The 16,935-nt window shown below is 64.9% G+C and carries 13 protein-coding genes; 9 read left to right on the top strand and 4 right to left on the bottom strand.

The genetic code is table 11. The features are described from left to right. The first annotated feature begins 36 nt into the window (after window positions 1-36). Window positions 37-1,692: an energy-dependent translational throttle protein EttA gene (gene ettA, locus G572_RS0114010; protein WP_029059012.1), complete on the top strand. Its 1,656-nt coding sequence runs from the start codon at window positions 37-39 to the stop codon at window positions 1,690-1,692. A 189-nt stretch (window positions 1,693-1,881) separates the two neighbouring features. Then, window positions 1,882-2,499 carry an MOSC domain-containing protein gene (locus G572_RS0114005; protein ID WP_029059011.1) on the top strand — a complete coding sequence of 206 codons (618 nt, stop codon included), beginning with the start codon at window positions 1,882-1,884 and terminating at the stop codon, window positions 2,497-2,499. 4 nt (window positions 2,500-2,503) lie between these two features. Here G572_RS0114005 and G572_RS0114000 read toward each other — a convergent pair whose 3' ends face one another. From G572_RS0114000 to G572_RS23940, 3 genes are read right to left on the bottom strand one after another with little or no spacing between them, the layout of a single operon-like run. After that, window positions 2,504-2,788: a DUF2293 domain-containing protein gene (locus G572_RS0114000; protein WP_245566222.1), complete on the bottom strand. Its 285-nt coding sequence runs from the start codon at window positions 2,786-2,788 to the stop codon at window positions 2,504-2,506. 43 nt (window positions 2,789-2,831) lie between these two features. Further along, window positions 2,832-3,452 carry a helix-turn-helix transcriptional regulator gene (locus G572_RS25525; RefSeq protein WP_029059009.1) on the bottom strand — a complete coding sequence of 207 codons (621 nt, stop codon included), beginning with the start codon at window positions 3,450-3,452 and terminating at the stop codon, window positions 2,832-2,834. A 32-nt stretch (window positions 3,453-3,484) separates the two neighbouring features. Beyond that, window positions 3,485-4,426, bottom strand: a complete 942-nt coding sequence (locus G572_RS23940; protein ID WP_051242387.1) for a hydrogen peroxide-inducible genes activator — start codon at window positions 4,424-4,426, stop codon at window positions 3,485-3,487. Between the two features lie 154 nt (window positions 4,427-4,580). On the opposite strand from G572_RS23940, the gene G572_RS23935 reads away from it, so the two are divergent. Continuing rightward, entirely contained in the window at window positions 4,581-5,648 is a 1,068-nt protein-coding gene (locus G572_RS23935) for an acyltransferase family protein (RefSeq protein WP_051242385.1), read from the top strand. Between the two features lie 4 nt (window positions 5,649-5,652). On the opposite strand, the gene tsaA is transcribed toward G572_RS23935, so the two are convergent. Next, window positions 5,653-6,090 carry a tRNA (N6-threonylcarbamoyladenosine(37)-N6)-methyltransferase TrmO gene (gene tsaA / locus G572_RS0113980; RefSeq protein ID WP_245566221.1) on the bottom strand — a complete coding sequence of 146 codons (438 nt, stop codon included), beginning with the start codon at window positions 6,088-6,090 and terminating at the stop codon, window positions 5,653-5,655. Between the two features lie 356 nt (window positions 6,091-6,446). Here tsaA and G572_RS0113975 point away from each other — a divergent pair, with 356 nt between their 5' ends. The 6 genes from G572_RS0113975 (at window position 6,447) to G572_RS0113950 (ending at window position 16,807) form a co-directional block, all read left to right on the top strand. Beyond that, window positions 6,447-7,469, top strand: a complete 1,023-nt coding sequence (locus G572_RS0113975) for a DUF2336 domain-containing protein (RefSeq protein ID WP_208979119.1) — start codon at window positions 6,447-6,449, stop codon at window positions 7,467-7,469. A 148-nt stretch (window positions 7,470-7,617) separates the two neighbouring features. Beyond that, window positions 7,618-9,918, top strand: coding sequence for a mechanosensitive ion channel family protein (locus tag G572_RS0113970; protein WP_051242383.1), 2,301 nt, complete (start codon window positions 7,618-7,620; stop codon window positions 9,916-9,918). Between the two features lie 403 nt (window positions 9,919-10,321). Then, window positions 10,322-11,347 carry an ArsR/SmtB family transcription factor gene (locus G572_RS0113965; RefSeq protein ID WP_029059005.1) on the top strand — a complete coding sequence of 342 codons (1,026 nt, stop codon included), beginning with the start codon at window positions 10,322-10,324 and terminating at the stop codon, window positions 11,345-11,347. A 1-nt stretch (window position 11,348) separates the two neighbouring features. After that, on the top strand, window positions 11,349-12,263 hold the full coding sequence (gene metF, locus G572_RS0113960; RefSeq protein WP_029059004.1) for a methylenetetrahydrofolate reductase [NAD(P)H]: 915 nt from the start codon (window positions 11,349-11,351) through the stop codon (window positions 12,261-12,263). Between the two features lie 8 nt (window positions 12,264-12,271). After that, window positions 12,272-16,003, top strand: a complete 3,732-nt coding sequence (metH, locus tag G572_RS0113955; RefSeq protein WP_029059003.1) for a methionine synthase — start codon at window positions 12,272-12,274, stop codon at window positions 16,001-16,003. A 189-nt stretch (window positions 16,004-16,192) separates the two neighbouring features. Continuing rightward, window positions 16,193-16,807: an FMN-dependent NADH-azoreductase gene (locus G572_RS0113950; protein WP_029059002.1), complete on the top strand. Its 615-nt coding sequence runs from the start codon at window positions 16,193-16,195 to the stop codon at window positions 16,805-16,807. Window positions 16,808-16,935 lie beyond the last annotated feature (128 nt).

Here is a 16,935-nt window from a genome sequence, read left to right as displayed (position 1 = left end):
TTCCCCTCACCTGTATCAGCGGAGTGGCAGGCACCTATGGCGCGCCAGTTCATCTATCACATGCACGGTCTCACCAAGACCTACACGGGTGGCAAGAAGGTTCTCGACGGGATCCATCTGTCGTTCTACCCGGACGCGAAAATCGGCATCCTCGGCCCCAACGGCGCCGGCAAGTCGACGCTTCTGCGGATCATGGCCGGCCTCGACAAGGAATTCACCGGCGAAGCCTGGGCGGCCGACGGCGCCAAGATCGGGTATCTGCCGCAGGAGCCGCAGCTCGACGAGAGCAAGACGGTCCTGGAAAACGTCATGCTCGGCGTTGCCGACAAGCAGGCCATCCTCGACCGCTACAACGAATTGATGATGAACTATTCCGACGAGACGGCGGAAGAGGGCGCCAAGCTCCAGGACATCATCGACAGCCAGAACCTGTGGGATCTGGAATCGCAGGTCGAGATGGCGATGGAAGCCTTGCGCTGCCCGCCCGCCGACTGGCCGGTCGACAATCTGTCGGGCGGCGAGCGTCGTCGCGTGGCGCTGTGCAAGCTGCTCCTCGACCAGCCCGATCTTCTGCTCCTCGACGAGCCGACCAACCACCTTGACGCGGAAACCGTGAACTGGCTTGAAAAGCACCTTCGGGAATATCCCGGCTCCGTGCTGATCATCACCCACGACCGCTACTTCCTCGACAATGTCACCGGCTGGATCCTGGAACTCGACCGCGGCCACGGCATTCCCTACGAGGGCAATTACACCGCCTATCTGGAAAAGAAGGCGAAGCGGCTGGAGCAGGAATCGCGCGAGGATGTCGCCCGCCAGCGCGCCCTTTCGCGCGAGCGCGAGTGGATGGGCATGAGCCCGAAGGCGCGCCAGACCAAGTCCAAGGCCCGCATCAAGGCCTATGACGAGCTGCTCAAGGCCAACGAAGACCGCCTCAGCAACCCGAATGCGCAGATCGTCATTCCCGCCGGGCCGCGGCTCGGGCAGAATGTCATCGATGTCGAGAACATCTCCAAGGCCTATGGCGACAAGCTCCTGATCGACGACCTGTCGTTCCAGCTTCCGCCCGGCGGCATCGTCGGTGTGATCGGCCCCAACGGTGCCGGCAAGTCGACCCTGTTCCGCATGCTCACCGGTCAGGAAACGCCGGACAGCGGCAACCTGGTCATCGGAGAGACGGTCAAGCTCGGTTACGTCGACCAGTCCCGCGACACGCTCGACCCGAACAAGACGGTTTGGGAGGAAATCGCGGGCGGCCAGGAGGTGATCTATCTCGGCAAGAAGGAGATCAACTCGCGCGCCTATTGCTCGTCCTTCAACTTCAAGGGCGGCGATCAGCAGCAGAAGGTCGGTTCGCTTTCCGGCGGTCAGCGCAACCGCGTGCATCTGGCCAAGATCCTGAAGTCGGGCGCCAACGTCCTTCTGCTCGACGAACCGACCAACGATCTCGACACCGAGACGCTGGCAGCGCTGGAAGACGCGCTTGAGGATTTCGCCGGCTGCGCCGTCGTGATCAGCCACGATCGCATGTTCATGGACCGTCTGGCGACGCATATGCTGGCGTTCGAGGGCAACAGCCACGTGGAGTGGTTCGAAGGAAACTTCGAGGACTACGAGAAGGACAAGATCCGCCGCCTCGGCGCGGATGCCGCCAATCCGCAGCGCATCAAATACAAGCCGCTGACGCGCTGATCCTTCTCGCTGATAGCTTGAATACCGCCAACGGCGGGCCCGACCGGGCCCGCCGTTTTGGTTCGCGCCCGGGCACGGGCTGTCCGCGCCGTCGGCACCCGGGTTTTCTTTCCGGCCGGTTTCGTCTTTAAAGAGCGGCAGGATGCGAATGGCGGCGGAGGTCGCCGGCAGAGGCGAGGGCGGCGCGCGATGACTGCGGATCTTTTCGGACGGGAAACCACCGACGACCTCGAGATCGAGCCGGCGCGCAAGGTGAGGGGCCTGGTCTCCAGGGTCTATGCGACCCCCGATCCCGACGACTTCCAGACCCGCTGGACGGCCGCCCTGAAACTCGGCTTCGAGGGGATTGCAGGCGACCGCCATGCCGGCTTCACCCGCAAGTCGGGCGGGCGGGAGCCCTGGTATGCGCGCGGCACGGAGATGTGCAACGAGCGCCAGATCTCCATCGTCTCGCTGGAAGAACTTGCCGCGATCGCCGAAGCCATGGATGTCGAACGTGTCGACGCCGGCTGGATTGGCGCCAATGTCCTGACCGAAGGGCTGCCGCGGCTGACGCTGCTTCCGCCGCGCACGCGGATGGTCTTCGCGGGCGGGGTGGTGCTGCGCGTTGACGGCGACAACAGTCCGTGCCGCATCGCGGGTGGCGCGATTGCCGCGCAGTATCCGGACCGGGAGGGGCTGGACCTGATGTTCGCCAGGCTTGCCCGGCGGCAGCGCGGCCTCGTCGCCTATGTCGAACGTCCCGGCGTGATCCGGCCCGGCGAAGAGGTCGTCGCCCATGTGCCCGAGCACTGGCTCTACCGCTGAGGCGTCAGACCGCGTCTTCCTCGGCCGTGAGGCGGCGTGCCGATCCCCAGCCTTCCAGCACGGCGTTCATGTCGTCGATGACGAAAAAGCGGGCCGCGTCCCGGTCGTAGCCGTCGTCGAGGAGCGCGTCATAGTCGGTGTGCTCATGGCGCACATGCGCCGACAGCGCCTGCCAGAGCGCGATGGACGGCGGCAGATGGCGCAGATGGCCGGCAAGCGCCGTCTCGATCACAGGTTCTGAATCGGCAAATGGGATGCGTGGCGCAAGCAGGCGGAGCTGTTTGCGCATCTCCTTTTGCCGTCTGGTGCCTCCCCGTTGCATCCCGAGCTCTTCAGACAAGCCGCGCCATCAGGGCGGCGAACTCCGCGCGGCTGGCGACACCGAGTTTGGCGTAGATCGTCTTTCGATGCGTGCGCAGCGTGTTCGCGCTGATGTTCAGCCCTTCGGCGATTTCCGTCTCGGTCCTGGGAGAGGCGAGCGACGCGGCCACCGCCGTTTCGCGCTGCGTGAGCGAAAACACCATGCGCAGCCGGGCGCCCAATGCGGCCGGCACCATGTCCAGATGCGTCAGGATCAGGATCGCGCAGGTGGCCGGTGGGCAGGGCGTGGCGGAGGGCAGTGCGACGGGATGAAGTTCGGCCAGCAGCGGCCGCGTGGCGGTGGCCAGCGTCATGTCGAGCGCCTGTTTCGTGCCGCCGGTGGGATCGAGTACGGCGAAGAGCGCGCCGGAAAACGCGCGCTGGGCGATCGGATTGACAAATTCCAGCCGGTCGCCGGTGCGGTCGCAGGGCGTGAACAGGTTTTTCGTCTCTCTGAGCTGCCTGGCGAAGTCGTTTTGCGCGGTAACCCTGGCCATGCGGTCGAGGACGAAGGCGGCGCGCGCCTGCGTGTCCAGGACGCGGAAAAGCACGGCTATGCCGCCGAGGGTGGAAACGTCGGTGCCTACGATCATGGCGGCGATTGCGACGTGCCCGGACTACAATGTCAAGATGCTGTCGCAGGCAATCCCCGGTTGCCGTGGGGCGGGGCGGGGGGCGACTGCCCAAGGGCGCCGAGGATGCACGCCCCGAGCGCATCGAAATCCTGCTTGCGCGGCGACGAGCGGCGCCAGGCAAGGCCGACACTGCGTTGCGGTTGCGGATCGGTGAAACGCAGCAGGCTGACCCGGTCGTCCCGCACCTCCACCGACGCACAAAGCTCGGGCAGAAGCGTTACCCCGTAGCCCGCGGCCACCATCTGCATCACCGTCGACAGGCTCGTCGCGCCGAAGGTCGAACGGCCTTCCGGACGCACGCCCTCGCAATAGTTCAGCGCCTGGTCGCGCAGGCAGTGGCCTTCCTCAAGCAAAAGAAGTGTCGATCCGTCGACGCTCGACGGGGGAACCCGCGTGCGTTCGTCGAGATCGGGGCGGTTGCGCACGGCAAGCAGGAAGCGGTCGTCGAACAGCGCGCGGCTTTCGATGTCGGTTCCCTCGAGCGGAAGAGCGGCAAGGATGACATCGAGATTGCCCTGATTGAGCTCGCTCAGAAGTCCCTGCGTCAAGGTTTCGCGCACCTGCAGGTCGACATTCGGGTAGGCCTGCGTCAGTGCCGGCAGCACACGCGGCAGCAGGTAGGGCGCGATCGAGGGGATGATGCCGAGCCGCAGCGATCCCGTCAGCACTTCGCCGGCGTGACGTCCGTAGTCGAGCAGGTCGCGGGTTTCGGCCAGGATGCGCGCGGCCCGTCGGGCGATCTCGCGGCCCTGTTCCGTCAGGCGCACGGCATTGGGCTGGCGCTCGACCAGCGCAATGCCGAGCGTTGCCTCGAGTTCGCGGATCTGCATCGAGAGCGCGGGTTGCGACACCGACACCGCATCGGCGGCACGGCCGAAGTGCAGATGCCGGGCAAGGGCGTCGAAATAGCGAAGCTGTCTGAGCGTGAGCATCTTCGACAAGTATTCTTATCGATGACGCAAATCAATGTGGCTGTGCCTGATGGGGTTGGCGGGGGCGGCAAATGGACGGCCCCGCGGGAACTTTCAACTCCCCTTAACCCGCATCCGGGATGCTGCGTCATGTGTGTGCAAGGGGATTGAGAGCATGAACACGGCCACCCGCCGCCCCGGACTGGATGTGTTGCGGGTCCTGGCCGTCGCAGCCGTCGCCTGGTTCCATTTCGGCTTTCGAATGCAGGTCACCGGCGAGGCGGGGCCGCTGATGGCGGTGGAGCCGGGCGAACTGGCGCGTTACGGCTATCTCGGCGTGTCGATCTTTTTCGCCATTTCCGGCTATGTCATCTCGATCTCGACGGAGGGGCGCGACGCCTATGGTTTCGCGGTCGCGCGCGTCGCGCGCCTGTGGCCGACGTTTGTCGTGTGCATGAGCCTGACCGCATTGGTGATGCTTGCCGTGCCCGGTCTCGGGCTTCCGGCGGGCCTTGCGCCCTATCTGGCAAACCTGACGATGCTGGCGCCGTTCCTCGGGCAGCCCTTCATGGACGGGGCCTATTGGTCCATCGTCGTGGAAATCATCTTCTATGCCTGGGTGGGGCTGTTGATGGTGGTGCGGGTGTGGCGCAACTGGCAGGTCTGGATCGCGGCCGTCTGGCTGGTGATCGCGGCGCTCGACCTGGCGGTTTTCGGAAGCGACTTGTTGCGCCGCCTGCTGCTCACCGATTTCGCCGGCTTTTTCGCCTTCGGCATGATGTTGCGCGCCCTGGAGCGCAAGGAGGCGGCAGCCGGGGTCGTGCTCGTTGCAGCCTTCGTGCAGTCGCTCGCCGGAGCGGCGGCGTTTGCGGCCCGGCTTCCCGACCTCTATGTCGGCGCGGCGTTTTCGGTTCCGGTCGTTCTGGGAAGCGTTGCCGGCGGGCTGGCGATGCTTGTCCTGCTGGTGCGGCTGCCGGCGCGTGCGCTGCCGGTTGCCGCCGTCTCGCTTGCCGGGCGGGCGACCTACCCCTTCTATCTGCTGCATCAGCATATCGGGTATGCGGCGTATTTCCTGTTCGTGCCGATCCTCGGCTTCGCGGTCACGTCAATGGCGCTGATCGCGAGCCTGATCGCGGCCGCGCTTCTCGTCTCGCTCGTCGTGGAGACGCCCGCAGCACGGGGCGTGCGCGCGCTCGGCGCCGGGCTGCGGTCGTTCGCCCTGGCCCGGATCAGGGCCGCCTGAAGCGCTAACCCTCACGCCAGCCCACGCGGGCCTGCGGCACGCTGTCGGTGCCGGCGAAATAGGGCTTGATGTCGATCAGCGGCGTGCCGTTCACGCAATCCAGACCGCGCGCGTCGAACCCGTCGTTGCGCATCGTCACCAGTTCCACGACCGAAAGCGCGACCGGATTCGGCCGGATCGGCGAGCGCAGCGCGAAACTGCCGTGGGTCTTCTCGGTGAAGGACGGCGCCTGAACGATCAGGTCGCGGCGGGCCTCATGCATCCAGTAGAGCCGATAGAGATGGCTGCAGGTTTCCACCGACGCCAGTCCTTCACGGAACGCCTGCCGGACATGGACCCGGCAAACGGCCTCGCTGCCGCGCCCGTTGCGGGGGCAGTCGCGCGTCGTCTTCCAGGGCGTCTCGATGTGACCGATGAACACAAGGCCGGCGTCCACAGGCATGTTTGCCGGGTCCGTCGCCAAAAACTTTTCTCCAGGCCTTGGCGGTTTTTCCAAGGGTGGGGTCATTCGATCCTCCCGGTGTCGGTCGCGATGCGCCGCGTCGCGCGCATGGTTCCCCGAAACCGGTGATTTGTCATCCGTCGCGATCCCGATACTTCGAAATTTAGCAAAAACTGGCGAAAATTTTATTCTTGTTCGTTTTAAGAGATAGTAAGTATTTACGGATGTCGATTTATTTTTGTTCATTTGGTGCGTGCTATTCATCGAATCGTGAATTCAGGATCTATAGCAAGGCAATGGTGATCATGGCGAATACGGAGCTTGTAAACTTCGAGGCCTTGGCGCGGGAAGGCGATATGTCTCGGCGCAACGATCTGGCGCGGAACGTCGCGACGCTCTTTTCGTTCACCTCGGAGACCTGTTCGGACGAGCAGATCGAAACCTACGACCATGTGTTGGTGAAACTGTCGGACATGGTTGAGGCGCAAGCGCGCGAGTTTATCGCCGACCGGTTGGCAAAATTGCGCCGCGCGCCCGAAAAGACGGTGCGCAGGTTGGCGCAGGACGACATTTCGGTTGCCCGTCCCTTGCTCGAAAGCTCCACCGTGCTTCGCGACGTCGACCTGATCGAGATTGCCCGCGACTGCGGCGACGATCACCGCATGGCGATTGCCACCCGCGATATTCTGTCCGAACTGGTCACGGACGTGCTTGTCGACGAGGGCAGCGTGCCGGTGAAGCGGGCGGTTGCCGAAAATGCGGGTGCGAGCCTGTCGTCCGGCGGTGTGTCCCGGCTCCTGGATGCGGCCGGGATCGATGAGGATCTGCAGCTTGCCCTTGCCGAACGCGCCGATCTGCAGGAAGCGGAAATCTCGCGTCTCGCCGAGCTGGCCGGCGAACGCGTGCGCATCCGTCTGTTCGAGGCGGTGAGCTCGGGAGCGGAAGCGATGCCGGCGGCGGCGAAGGCGGCGGCGCAACGCCTGTCGAACGAGTTCTGGCTGCAGCGCTATGATTTCGAGACGGCCATGGGCCGGGTCCTTGCGGTCGCCCGCGGTCCCGGACTGGACGAGCAGACCCTGCTGCGGTTTGCCGAGGACGACCGTTTCGCCGAGGTCGTGGCGGTTTTCGCCATGCTGGGCGACATCGGACTGGAAGAGGCGAAGCACTGGATGGTGCGGCTCGACACCGATCCTTTCCTGATCGTGGCAAAGGCCTGCGGACTGCATGTGGCGACCGTCGACAAGCTTCTGACCATCGGTCCGTGGCGCTACCGCCTGCCGGCGGCCGAGCGGGCCAGGGTGGTCGAGCGCTATGCGTCGATCATTCCGCAGTCGGCACGCCTGCTGCTCAACGAGTGGCAGGGCCGGCTGGCGAGTTGATTTCGCAACCCGGCACGGTTCAGGCGGAAAACGGGGAGAGCATTCGCAGTTCCCCGGTTGTTGCGTGGATTTGTCGCACGGTTCCGACTAGTCTTGCCCCAAGAAAACCGGCGCCTGTCGCGCGTGGATTTTTTCGGGGATAGACCAGATGACAAAGAAAAACGACCTGCGGTGCCCGAAAGGGTTTCGAGGTCTGGCCCTTGCTGTTCTTGCGGTTGCGATCGCGGCCTTTTTCGGGTCGGTGAGTGACGGTGCCTTTGCGCAGGGGGCGGGAGGCACGGCCGCGCCGCCGTCCACCGTCCAGACGGCCGCGCAACCGGCGGCCGATGCCGCCGCCGGTCCGAGCAGGATGACCCGGACCTTCGAGGTGCGCGATGCGTTCGAACGCACGCTGGCGGCGGCGACGGATTTTCCCAGCCTTGCGCGTCAGACGCTGATTCAGCGCTCCCCCGATGGAACGCTTGGCTGGCTCTGGACCACCGGGCTGGTGCTGCTGATCGGGATCGCGGCCGGCACCGCAGCCCTGCGGCTGACGGAACGTTGGGGCCAGCACAGGTTTTTGCATCTCTACAGCCCCGACCCGTCGGACCGGGCCACCAAGATTGCCTTCCTGTTCACACGCGCGCTGGTGATGGGCGTGGCCGCGCTGGCATTCATGGCTGTCGCGACCGTGGTGGTGCTGGCGGGGGTGTCCGGTCACGACCCCTCCCGTGCGTCGGCATTTATCGGTCTTGAATCCCTATTCGTCGTCCTGCTGTTGCGCCTTGTCTTTCTCAATGTCTTCGCGCCGGGTGCGTCGGCCTATCGGCTGCTGCGGCTGGACGACGGCGATGCGCATGGTCTCTACCGCTCCCTGATTGCGGTTGCAGGGGTGGCCTACGCGTTTTTCGGCCTGTGCAGATGGATGGCGCTCATGGGGCTCGATCCCAACGCCCACAAACTGGCGCTGATCGGGACCACGGCCTTCAGTTGTCTGGCGCTGAGCGCCGTCGTCATTGTCTACCGCAAACCGATCACCCGGCTGGTGTCGGGGCCGGATGCGGATGCAGCGGGTCGCGAGGCGTGGCGCCGCAGCCTGACGCTCTTGTGGCTGCCCGTCACCGTCGTGTATTTCCTCGGCGCCTTTCTGGTGACGTCCGTTCGGGTCCTGCTTGAAAAGCCGGCGGCGCTCGGACTGGTCGGCGCGCCGGTCTTCTGTCTGCTGGTCTTTGCCGTTCTCTATGGCCTCATGGTTCTGGCGATCGACAGGTGGCTTTTGCCCCGCCTGGACAGCGAGGCGGCGCGCGAAAAGGCGGAACAGGATCTGTTGCGCGCGGCCGCAAGCGAGGGCGAACCCGCCGAGCCTGCCGCCGTGGAGGCCCAGGCCCATGCGGAAACGCTTGAGGCGGAGGCCGCTCGCAAGCCCTATCGCGCATTGCTCGATCATGGCGCGGCGATCATCGCCCTTGTCGCGGCGGTGGCGTATCTGTTGACGGCCTGGGGCGTTCCGCTCGTTGGCGATGCGTCGATTGCCACCAACCTGTTCGAGATCGGCGTGATCGTCTTCATCGGCCACATGGCCTATCGGGCCACCGCCTTGACGATCGACAGCCAGATCAAGAAAGAGGTCTCGTCGCCCGACAAGGCAACCGACGACAACGAGATCGGCGGGGCCGGCGAAAGCCGGCTGGCGACCCTGCTGCCGATCTTCCGCAATTTCCTGCTGATCTCCATTGTGGTGATCGCCGGCATGATCGCCCTGTCGCAAATCGGCGTGAATATCGCTCCGCTCTTCGCCGGCGCCGGTGTCGTCGGTCTGGCGGTCGGCTTTGGTGCGCAAACGCTCATTCGCGACATTTTCTCCGGGGCGTTCTTTCTGGTCGACGATGCCTTTCGCAAGGGCGAATACATCGACATCGGCGACGTGAAGGGGACGGTGGAGAAAATCTCGATCCGCTCGATGCAGCTTCGCCATCACAACGGGCCGCTGAACACCGTGCCCTTCGGCGAGATCAAGTTTGTGAAAAACTACTCGCGCGACTGGGCGGTGATGAAACTCGCCTTCCGCGTCACCTATGACACCGACGTTGAGAAGATGCGCAAGCTGATCAAGAAGTTCGGCCAGGGGCTGCTCGAGCATCCCGAATACGGGCCGAAGTTCCTGCAGCCGGTGAAGTCGCAGGGCGTCACGGCGCTCGAGGATTCGGCGATGATCGTGCGCGTCAAGTTCATGACCCGGCCGGGCGACCAGTTCGAATTGCGCAAGGTGGTCTATGCCGGCATCCGCGACCTGTGCGAGCGCGAGGGCATCCATTTCGCCCACCGCGAGGTCACCGTTCGCGTGTCTCAGGATCCCAACGATCAGCGCGAATTTTCCGAAGCGGAGAAAAAGGCGATTGGCGGCGCCGTGCTTCCGACACTGGAAGACGGGCAAGCGCCCGGCACGGCGGCGGCCGCCGACGGCCGCTAGCCGGCCGCTGTCGGGAACGGTCGTAGGGCGCGAAATGCACTCGACAAAACGGGGTGCCGGCATGTCCGGCACCCCGTCAGGCTGCTGACAAAGGTGGAGTTGCTCCAGGCGTCATACCGGGCAAGCGTCAGCGCGACCCGGTATCGGAGAGCCAAAGGCCTATAATTTTCGAGCCAAAAGAAGCCGACAGGCAGTGCTTCCCCGATCCCGGCTCTCATTGCATTCGGCCGGGATGACGATTCTTCAGGGGTTTTCATCACTCTGACGGGGTGCCGGCATGTCCGGCACCCCGTTTCCGCATTGCGGGATCGCAAGGGATCCGTCGCCGCCGGAAACGCAAGGCTTGAACGGCGTGCGATATAGGTATAAAGATATCTTTATATCTTAGTCACAAGGGTTCGGCATGTCCGACATTACACAGACCAGCCTCGATCAACTCAGCCTTGAAAGCCTTCTCGCCGGCCTGCGCAACGCTGGCGAGGCGACGCGCCTGAGGCTTCTGGCGCTGTTGGCGGATGGCGAACTGACGGTCAAGGACGCCACCGTCATTCTTGGCCAGAGCCAGCCGCGCATCTCGCGCCATCTCAAGCTTCTGACGGAGGCCGGCCTGGTGCAGCGGTTTCCCGAGGGCGCCTGGGTGTTCTATCGCCTCGGTGACGGGGCAATGGGCGATCTGGTTCGTCTGCTTCTGTCGCGCCTCGATCCGCAGGACGCGGTGCTGGCCGGGGACCGCGTGCGGCTTGCCGCGACGCGCCGCGCCAAGGCGGAAGCGGCGGCGGCCTTCTTCGCCTCCAAGGCCAAGACCTGGGACCAGGAGCGCTCGCTTCATGTGCCCGAGGCCGCGGTGGAGGAGGCGATCCGCACGGCCATCGGCGACAGGCCCTTCGGCTCCATGCTGGATCTCGGCACCGGCACCGGCAGTCTGCTGTCGCTTCTGAGCGATCAATACGGCCAGGCGCTCGGTATCGACGCCAGCCACGACATGCTGACCGTCGCCCGCGCCAATCTGGCGCGCCAGGGCGTGAAGAGCGCGCAGGTGCGCCAGGGCGACATTCACGCGCTCAACGTTCCCACCGACAGTTTCGACCTGATCTCGATCCATCAGGTGCTGCATTATCTCGACGATCCCGGCCGCGCCATCGAGGAGGCGGCGCGTGCGCTGCGCCCCGGCGGGCGCCTGCTGATCGTCGATTTCGCACCGCATAATCTCGAATTCCTGCGCGATACCCACGCCCACCGGCGCCTGGGCTTCGCGCATGAGCAAATGGACCGATGGCTTGGCGATGCCGGCCTCGATGTCACTCTCACCCGCGATCTGGCGCCTGAAGCCGGGGATGCCGATCGCCTCACCGTCACCATCTGGCTGGCCCGCGATCCGCGCATTGTGTCGGATCTGCCGGAGCTCAACATGACCCAGGAGGTCGCCTGACATGCCGTCCACTGACAAGTTCCGCCGCTTCGAGCTCGGCTCGGGTACAGATGTCTCCGTGTCCTTCGAGTTTTTCCCGCCCAAGTCGGAAAAGATGGAAGCCTCGTTGTGGCGCGCGGTGCAGCGGTTGCAGCCGTTGTCGCCGAACTTCGTGTCGGTCACCTATGGCGCGGGCGGTTCGACGCGCGAGCGCACCCACCGCACGGTGGAACGCATCCTGCGCGAGACCGATCTTGCGCCGGCCGCGCATCTGACCTGCGTCGGCTCCTCGCGCGATGAGGTCGACGCCATCGTGCGCGACTACCAGGCGCTCGGCGTCAAGCACATCGTGGCGCTGCGCGGCGATCCGGTGGAGGGCATCGGCGCAATCTACAAGCCGCAGCCCGACGGCTACGCCTATTCCTGCGATCTGGTGGAAGGCATTCGCCGCGTCGGCGATTTCGAGGTCTCCGTCTCCGCCTATCCCGAGCGCCATCCCGAAAGCCCGGACTGGTCGACCGAGATCGACAACCTGAAGCGCAAGGTCGACGCCGGCGCGACACGGGCGATCACCCAGTATTTCTTCGACAACGACCTGTTCGAGACCTTCATGGAAAAGGTCCGCGCGGCCGGGATCGACATCCCGATCGTCCCGGGAATTCTGCCGATCGTCAATTTCGAGACGACCATGGTGTTTTCCGCGAAATGCGGCACCTCGATCCCGGACTGGCTGGTGCGGCGCTTCGCCGGGCTCGACCAGGACGTGGAGACGCGCAAGCTGGTCGCCTCCGCGGTCGCCTGCGAGCAGGTGCTCGATCTGGTCGACCGGGGCGTAAGCGACTTTCATTTCTACACGATGAACCGTGCCGAACTGACCTATGCGATCTGTCACACGCTGGGCCTGCGCCCGGCGCCGGAAGAAAAGCAGGCGGCCTGAGAGCAGACATGACCAATTCAAAGAACGCAGCGGCGATCCTCAATGCCGCCGCCCGCGAGCGCATTCTCGTTCTCGATGGCGGCATGGGGACGATGATCCAGGACCTGAAGCTGGACGAGGCCGGGTTTCGCGGCGACCGCTTCAAGGACTGGAAAAGCGACCTGCAGGGCAACAACGACCTCTTGAACCTGACCCAGGGCGCGGCGATCCGCGACATCCACGTGGCCTATCTGGAGGCCGGCGCGGACATCGTCGAGACCAACACCTTCTCCTCCACCACCATCGCCCAGGCCGATTACGGCATGGAGGAGATCGCCTACGAGTTGAACCTTGAGGGCGCGCGGGTGGCGCGGGCCGCCTGCGACATCGTGACAGAACGCGAGCCCCATCGTCCGCGCTTCGTCGCCGGCGCGCTCGGGCCGACGAACCGGACGCTGTCGATCTCGCCGGACGTCAACAATCCGGGCTTTCGCGCGGTCTCCTTCGACGAAATGAAGGTCGCCTATGCGCAAGCCACGCGCGGACTGATCGAGGGCGGCGCCGACCTGCTTCTGGTCGAGACGATCTTCGACACGCTGAACGCCAAGGCCGCGCTCTTTGCCATCGACGAGGTGTTTGAGGACATCGGGCGCAAGCTGCCGGTGATGATCTCCGGCACCATCACGGATCTGTCGGGACGCACGCTGTCGGGCCAGACGCCGGAGGCGTTCTGGAATTCGCTGCGCCATTCGAGCCCCTTCTCCTTCGGGCTGAACTGCGCGCTGGGCGCCAAGGAAATGCGCGCCCATGTTGCCGAGCTGTCGCGCATCTGCGACACGCTGGTCAGCGCCTATCCGAACGCCGGCCTGCCCAACGAATTCGGCGAATACGACGAAAGCCCCGAGGCGATGGCCGATCTGGTCGGCGAGTTTGCCAAGAGCGGCCTGGTCAACATCGTCGGCGGCTGCTGCGGCACGACGCCGGAGCACATCCGCGCGATCGCCGAGGCGGTGGCGCCGCATGCGCCGCGCGCGCTTGCCGAGCCCCCCTGTCGCATGCGTCTCTCCGGTCTTGAGCCCTTTGTGATCACGCCGGAGACGAATTTCGTCAACGTCGGCGAGCGCACCAACGTCACCGGCTCCGCGCGGTTTCGCAAGCTGATCAAGAACGGCGACTATGACACCGCGCTGGAGGTTGCCCGCAGCCAGGTGGAAAACGGCGCCCAGATCATCGACGTCAACATGGACGAGGGACTGCTCGATTCCCAGGACGCGATGGTCACCTTCCTGAACCTTGTTGCGGCCGAGCCGGACATCGCCCGCGTTCCGGTGATGATCGACAGCTCCAAGTGGGAGGTGATCGAGGCCGGGCTGAAGTGCGTCCAGGGCAAGGCGGTGGTCAACTCCATCTCCATGAAGGAGGGGGTCGAGGCTTTCATCGCCCAGGCGAAGCTGGTGCGCCGCTACGGGGCCGCCGTTGTCGTCATGGCGTTCGACGAGGACGGACAGGCGGATACCCAGGCGCGCAAGACCGAGATCTGCAAGCGCTCCTATGAGCTGCTCGTCAACGAGGTCGGCTTCCCGCCGGAAGACATCATCTTCGACCCCAACGTCTTCGCGGTCGCGACCGGCATTCCCGAGCACGACAACTACGGCGTCGATTTCATCGAGGCGACGCGCTTCATCCGTGAGAACCTGCCGCATGCGCATGTGTCGGGCGGCGTGTCGAACCTGTCGTTCTCCTTCCGCGGCAACGAGCCGGTGCGCGAGGCGATGCACTCCGTGTTCCTGTATCATGCCATTCAGGCGGGCATGGACATGGGCATCGTCAACGCCGGCCAGCTTGCCGTCTATGACGACCTCGACGCCGAACTGCGCGATCTCGCCGAGGACATCGTGCTCAACCGCCGCTCGGATGCGACCGACCGGCTGCTGGATGCGGCCGAGCGCTTCAAGGGCAAGGGCGGCAAGCAGCGGGTTCAGGATCTCGCCTGGCGCGAGTGGCCCGTCGGCAAGCGTCTCGAGCATGCGCTGATCAACGGCATCACCGATTACATCGACACCGACGTGGAAGAGGCGCGTGCGTCCGCGACACGTCCGCTGCATGTGATCGAGGGACCGCTGATGGACGGCATGAACGTCGTCGGCGACCTTTTCGGCGCCGGCAAGATGTTCCTGCCGCAGGTGGTGAAATCCGCCCGCGTGATGAAGCAGGCGGTTGCCTATCTGATGCCCTACATGGAAGCGGAGAAGCGCGAGCAGGGCATCGAGGACATGCCGAGCAACGGCAGGATTCTGATGGCCACCGTCAAGGGCGACGTTCACGACATCGGCAAGAACATCGTCGGCGTCGTGCTCCAGTGCAACAATTTCGACGTTGTCGATCTCGGCGTCATGGTGCCGGCGGCGAAGATCCTGGAAACGGCAAAGAAGGAAAAGGTCGATATCATCGGCCTGTCCGGCCTGATCACGCCGTCGCTCGACGAGATGTGCAACGTCGCGGCCGAGATGGAACGCGAAGGCTTCGACGTGCCGCTGCTGATCGGCGGGGCGACCACGAGCCTGATCCACACGGCTGTGAAGATCCACCCGAACTACAAGCGCTCGCAGGCGGTCTATGTCACCGATGCGAGCCGGGCGGTCGGCGTCGTCTCCAAGCTCATGAGCGAGGACAATCGCGACGGCTACATCGAGGGCGTGCGCGCGGAATACGTCAAGGCGGCGGAAACCCATGCGCGCTCGCGCTCGGGCGGCAAGCGCACGTCGCTTGCCCAGGCGCGGAGCAACAGCTTCAAGCCGGGTTTCGACGCCTATACGCCCGTCGCCCCGTCCTTCCTGGGGACGAAGGTCATCGACGACGTGTCGCTTGAGGATCTTGCGAGCGCCATCGACTGGACGCCCTTCTTCTCCACCTGGGAGATCAAGGGCACCTATCCGGCTGTCCTGACCGACAACCGCTACGGACCGGCGGCCACGGCTCTGTTCGACGATGCGCGGCGCATGCTCGACGAGATCGTCCGCGACCGTCTCCTGACCCCGAAGGGGGTGGTCGGCTTCTGGCCGGCGGCGAGCCGGGGCGACGACATCGTGCTGTTCGAGGATGAAGAGCGCGCGCGCGAGCGAACCGTGCTGCACACGCTGCGCCAGCAGATGCAGCGCGGGCAGGGCGGGCGCGCCAACCTGGCGCTTTCGGATTTCGTCGCCGGCGAGGACAGCGGCATTGCCGATTATCTCGGCGGCTTCGCGGTCACGGCCGGTCACGGCGAGGACGAGCTTGTCTCGCGCCACGTCGAGGCAGACGACGACTACAACAAGATCCTGGCCCAGGCGCTCAGCGACCGTCTGGCGGAAGCCTTCGCCGAACGGCTGCACGAACGGGTGCGCAAGACGCTTTGGGGCTATGCGCCGGACGAGGCTCTCGCCGTCGAGGACCTCATTGCCGAGCGCTACCAGGGCATTCGCCCGGCACCGGGCTATCCCGCCCAGCCCGATCACACCGAAAAGGGCACGCTGTTCGATCTGATGGACGCGCCGAACACCGCCGGCATCATTCTCACCGAGAGCTATGCCATGTGGCCGGGGTCGTCCGTGTCGGGTCTCTATTTCGCTCATCCCGACAGCCATTACTTCGGCGTCGGACGCATCGAGCGCGACCAGATCGAGGATTATGCGGCGCGCAAGGGCTGGGACCTGGCAACGGCGGAGCGCTGGCTGGCGCCGATCCTCAACTACGATCCGGTGAAGCTGGAAGCGGCGGAGTAGAATTCGCCCGTCGTCCGGACACACGATCCGTAGGCCCGCGCGGAACGCCTCCGCGCGGGCGTTTTTTCACGTCCCCCGGGCTGAATAGATCGTTCACAAAACATGGGCTAATCCGTTTTGGTTCTTGGCCATATCTTCAGATGCAAGAAACGGTGTCGCCTTCGACCCCGCAAACTTCTGGAGAATGAGATGACCAGTTCCCTGACGATCCTGAGGGTCGATTCGTCCGCCCGTCGCCAGGATTCCGTGACCCGCCGTCTGACGGACCGCACTATTGCCGGCCTCGCCGAAAGCGGTTCCGGGGTCACCACCGTCGTTCGCGACGTTGCCGCCGGCCTGCCCGTTGTCGATGAGGGCTGGGTGGGTGCGAATTTCACCGCCCCGGCTGACCGCACGGCGGAGCAGGCGGCGCGGCTTGCGCTGTCCGACACGCTGGTCGCCGAGGTCAAGGCCGCCGACGTGCTTGTCATCGGCGTGCCGATGTACAATTTCGGCATTCCCGCCGCGCTGAAGGCCTGGGTGGATCTGGTCGCCCGCGTGGGCGTAACGTTCCGCTACACGGAGAACGGAGCGGAAGGTCTGCTGACGGGCAAGCGGGCCATACTGGTGCTTGCCTCCGGCGGGACAGCGGTCGGGTCGGAGATCGATTTCGCCACCGGCTTTCTCAAGCACATCCTGGGCTTCATCGGCATCACCGACGTGACGGTGATTGCAGCCGACCGGCTCCTGTTCGGCGCGGAAGAGCGCCTGGCCGAAGCCGAGGACGACCTGCGCGCGGCGACAACGCGCCCGATCGCGGCCTGAGACGCCGGCGATCTTTGTTCTGCGGGGTCATCGGTCCGTCATCTGCGCGTGCGATATCGCAAGTGCGCGTGCGATATCGCAAGACAATCCGCCGTGGCAGCTGCGGGGCGTGATCCCGTCGGACTCTT

The sequence above is a fragment of the Stappia stellulata DSM 5886 genome (assembly GCF_000423705.1).
In the GTDB taxonomy this organism is placed as follows: domain Bacteria; phylum Pseudomonadota; class Alphaproteobacteria; order Rhizobiales; family Stappiaceae; genus Stappia; species Stappia stellulata.
Note: the sequence above shows the minus strand (reverse complement) of the source record. Positions and strands in the feature narration are given on the sequence as shown.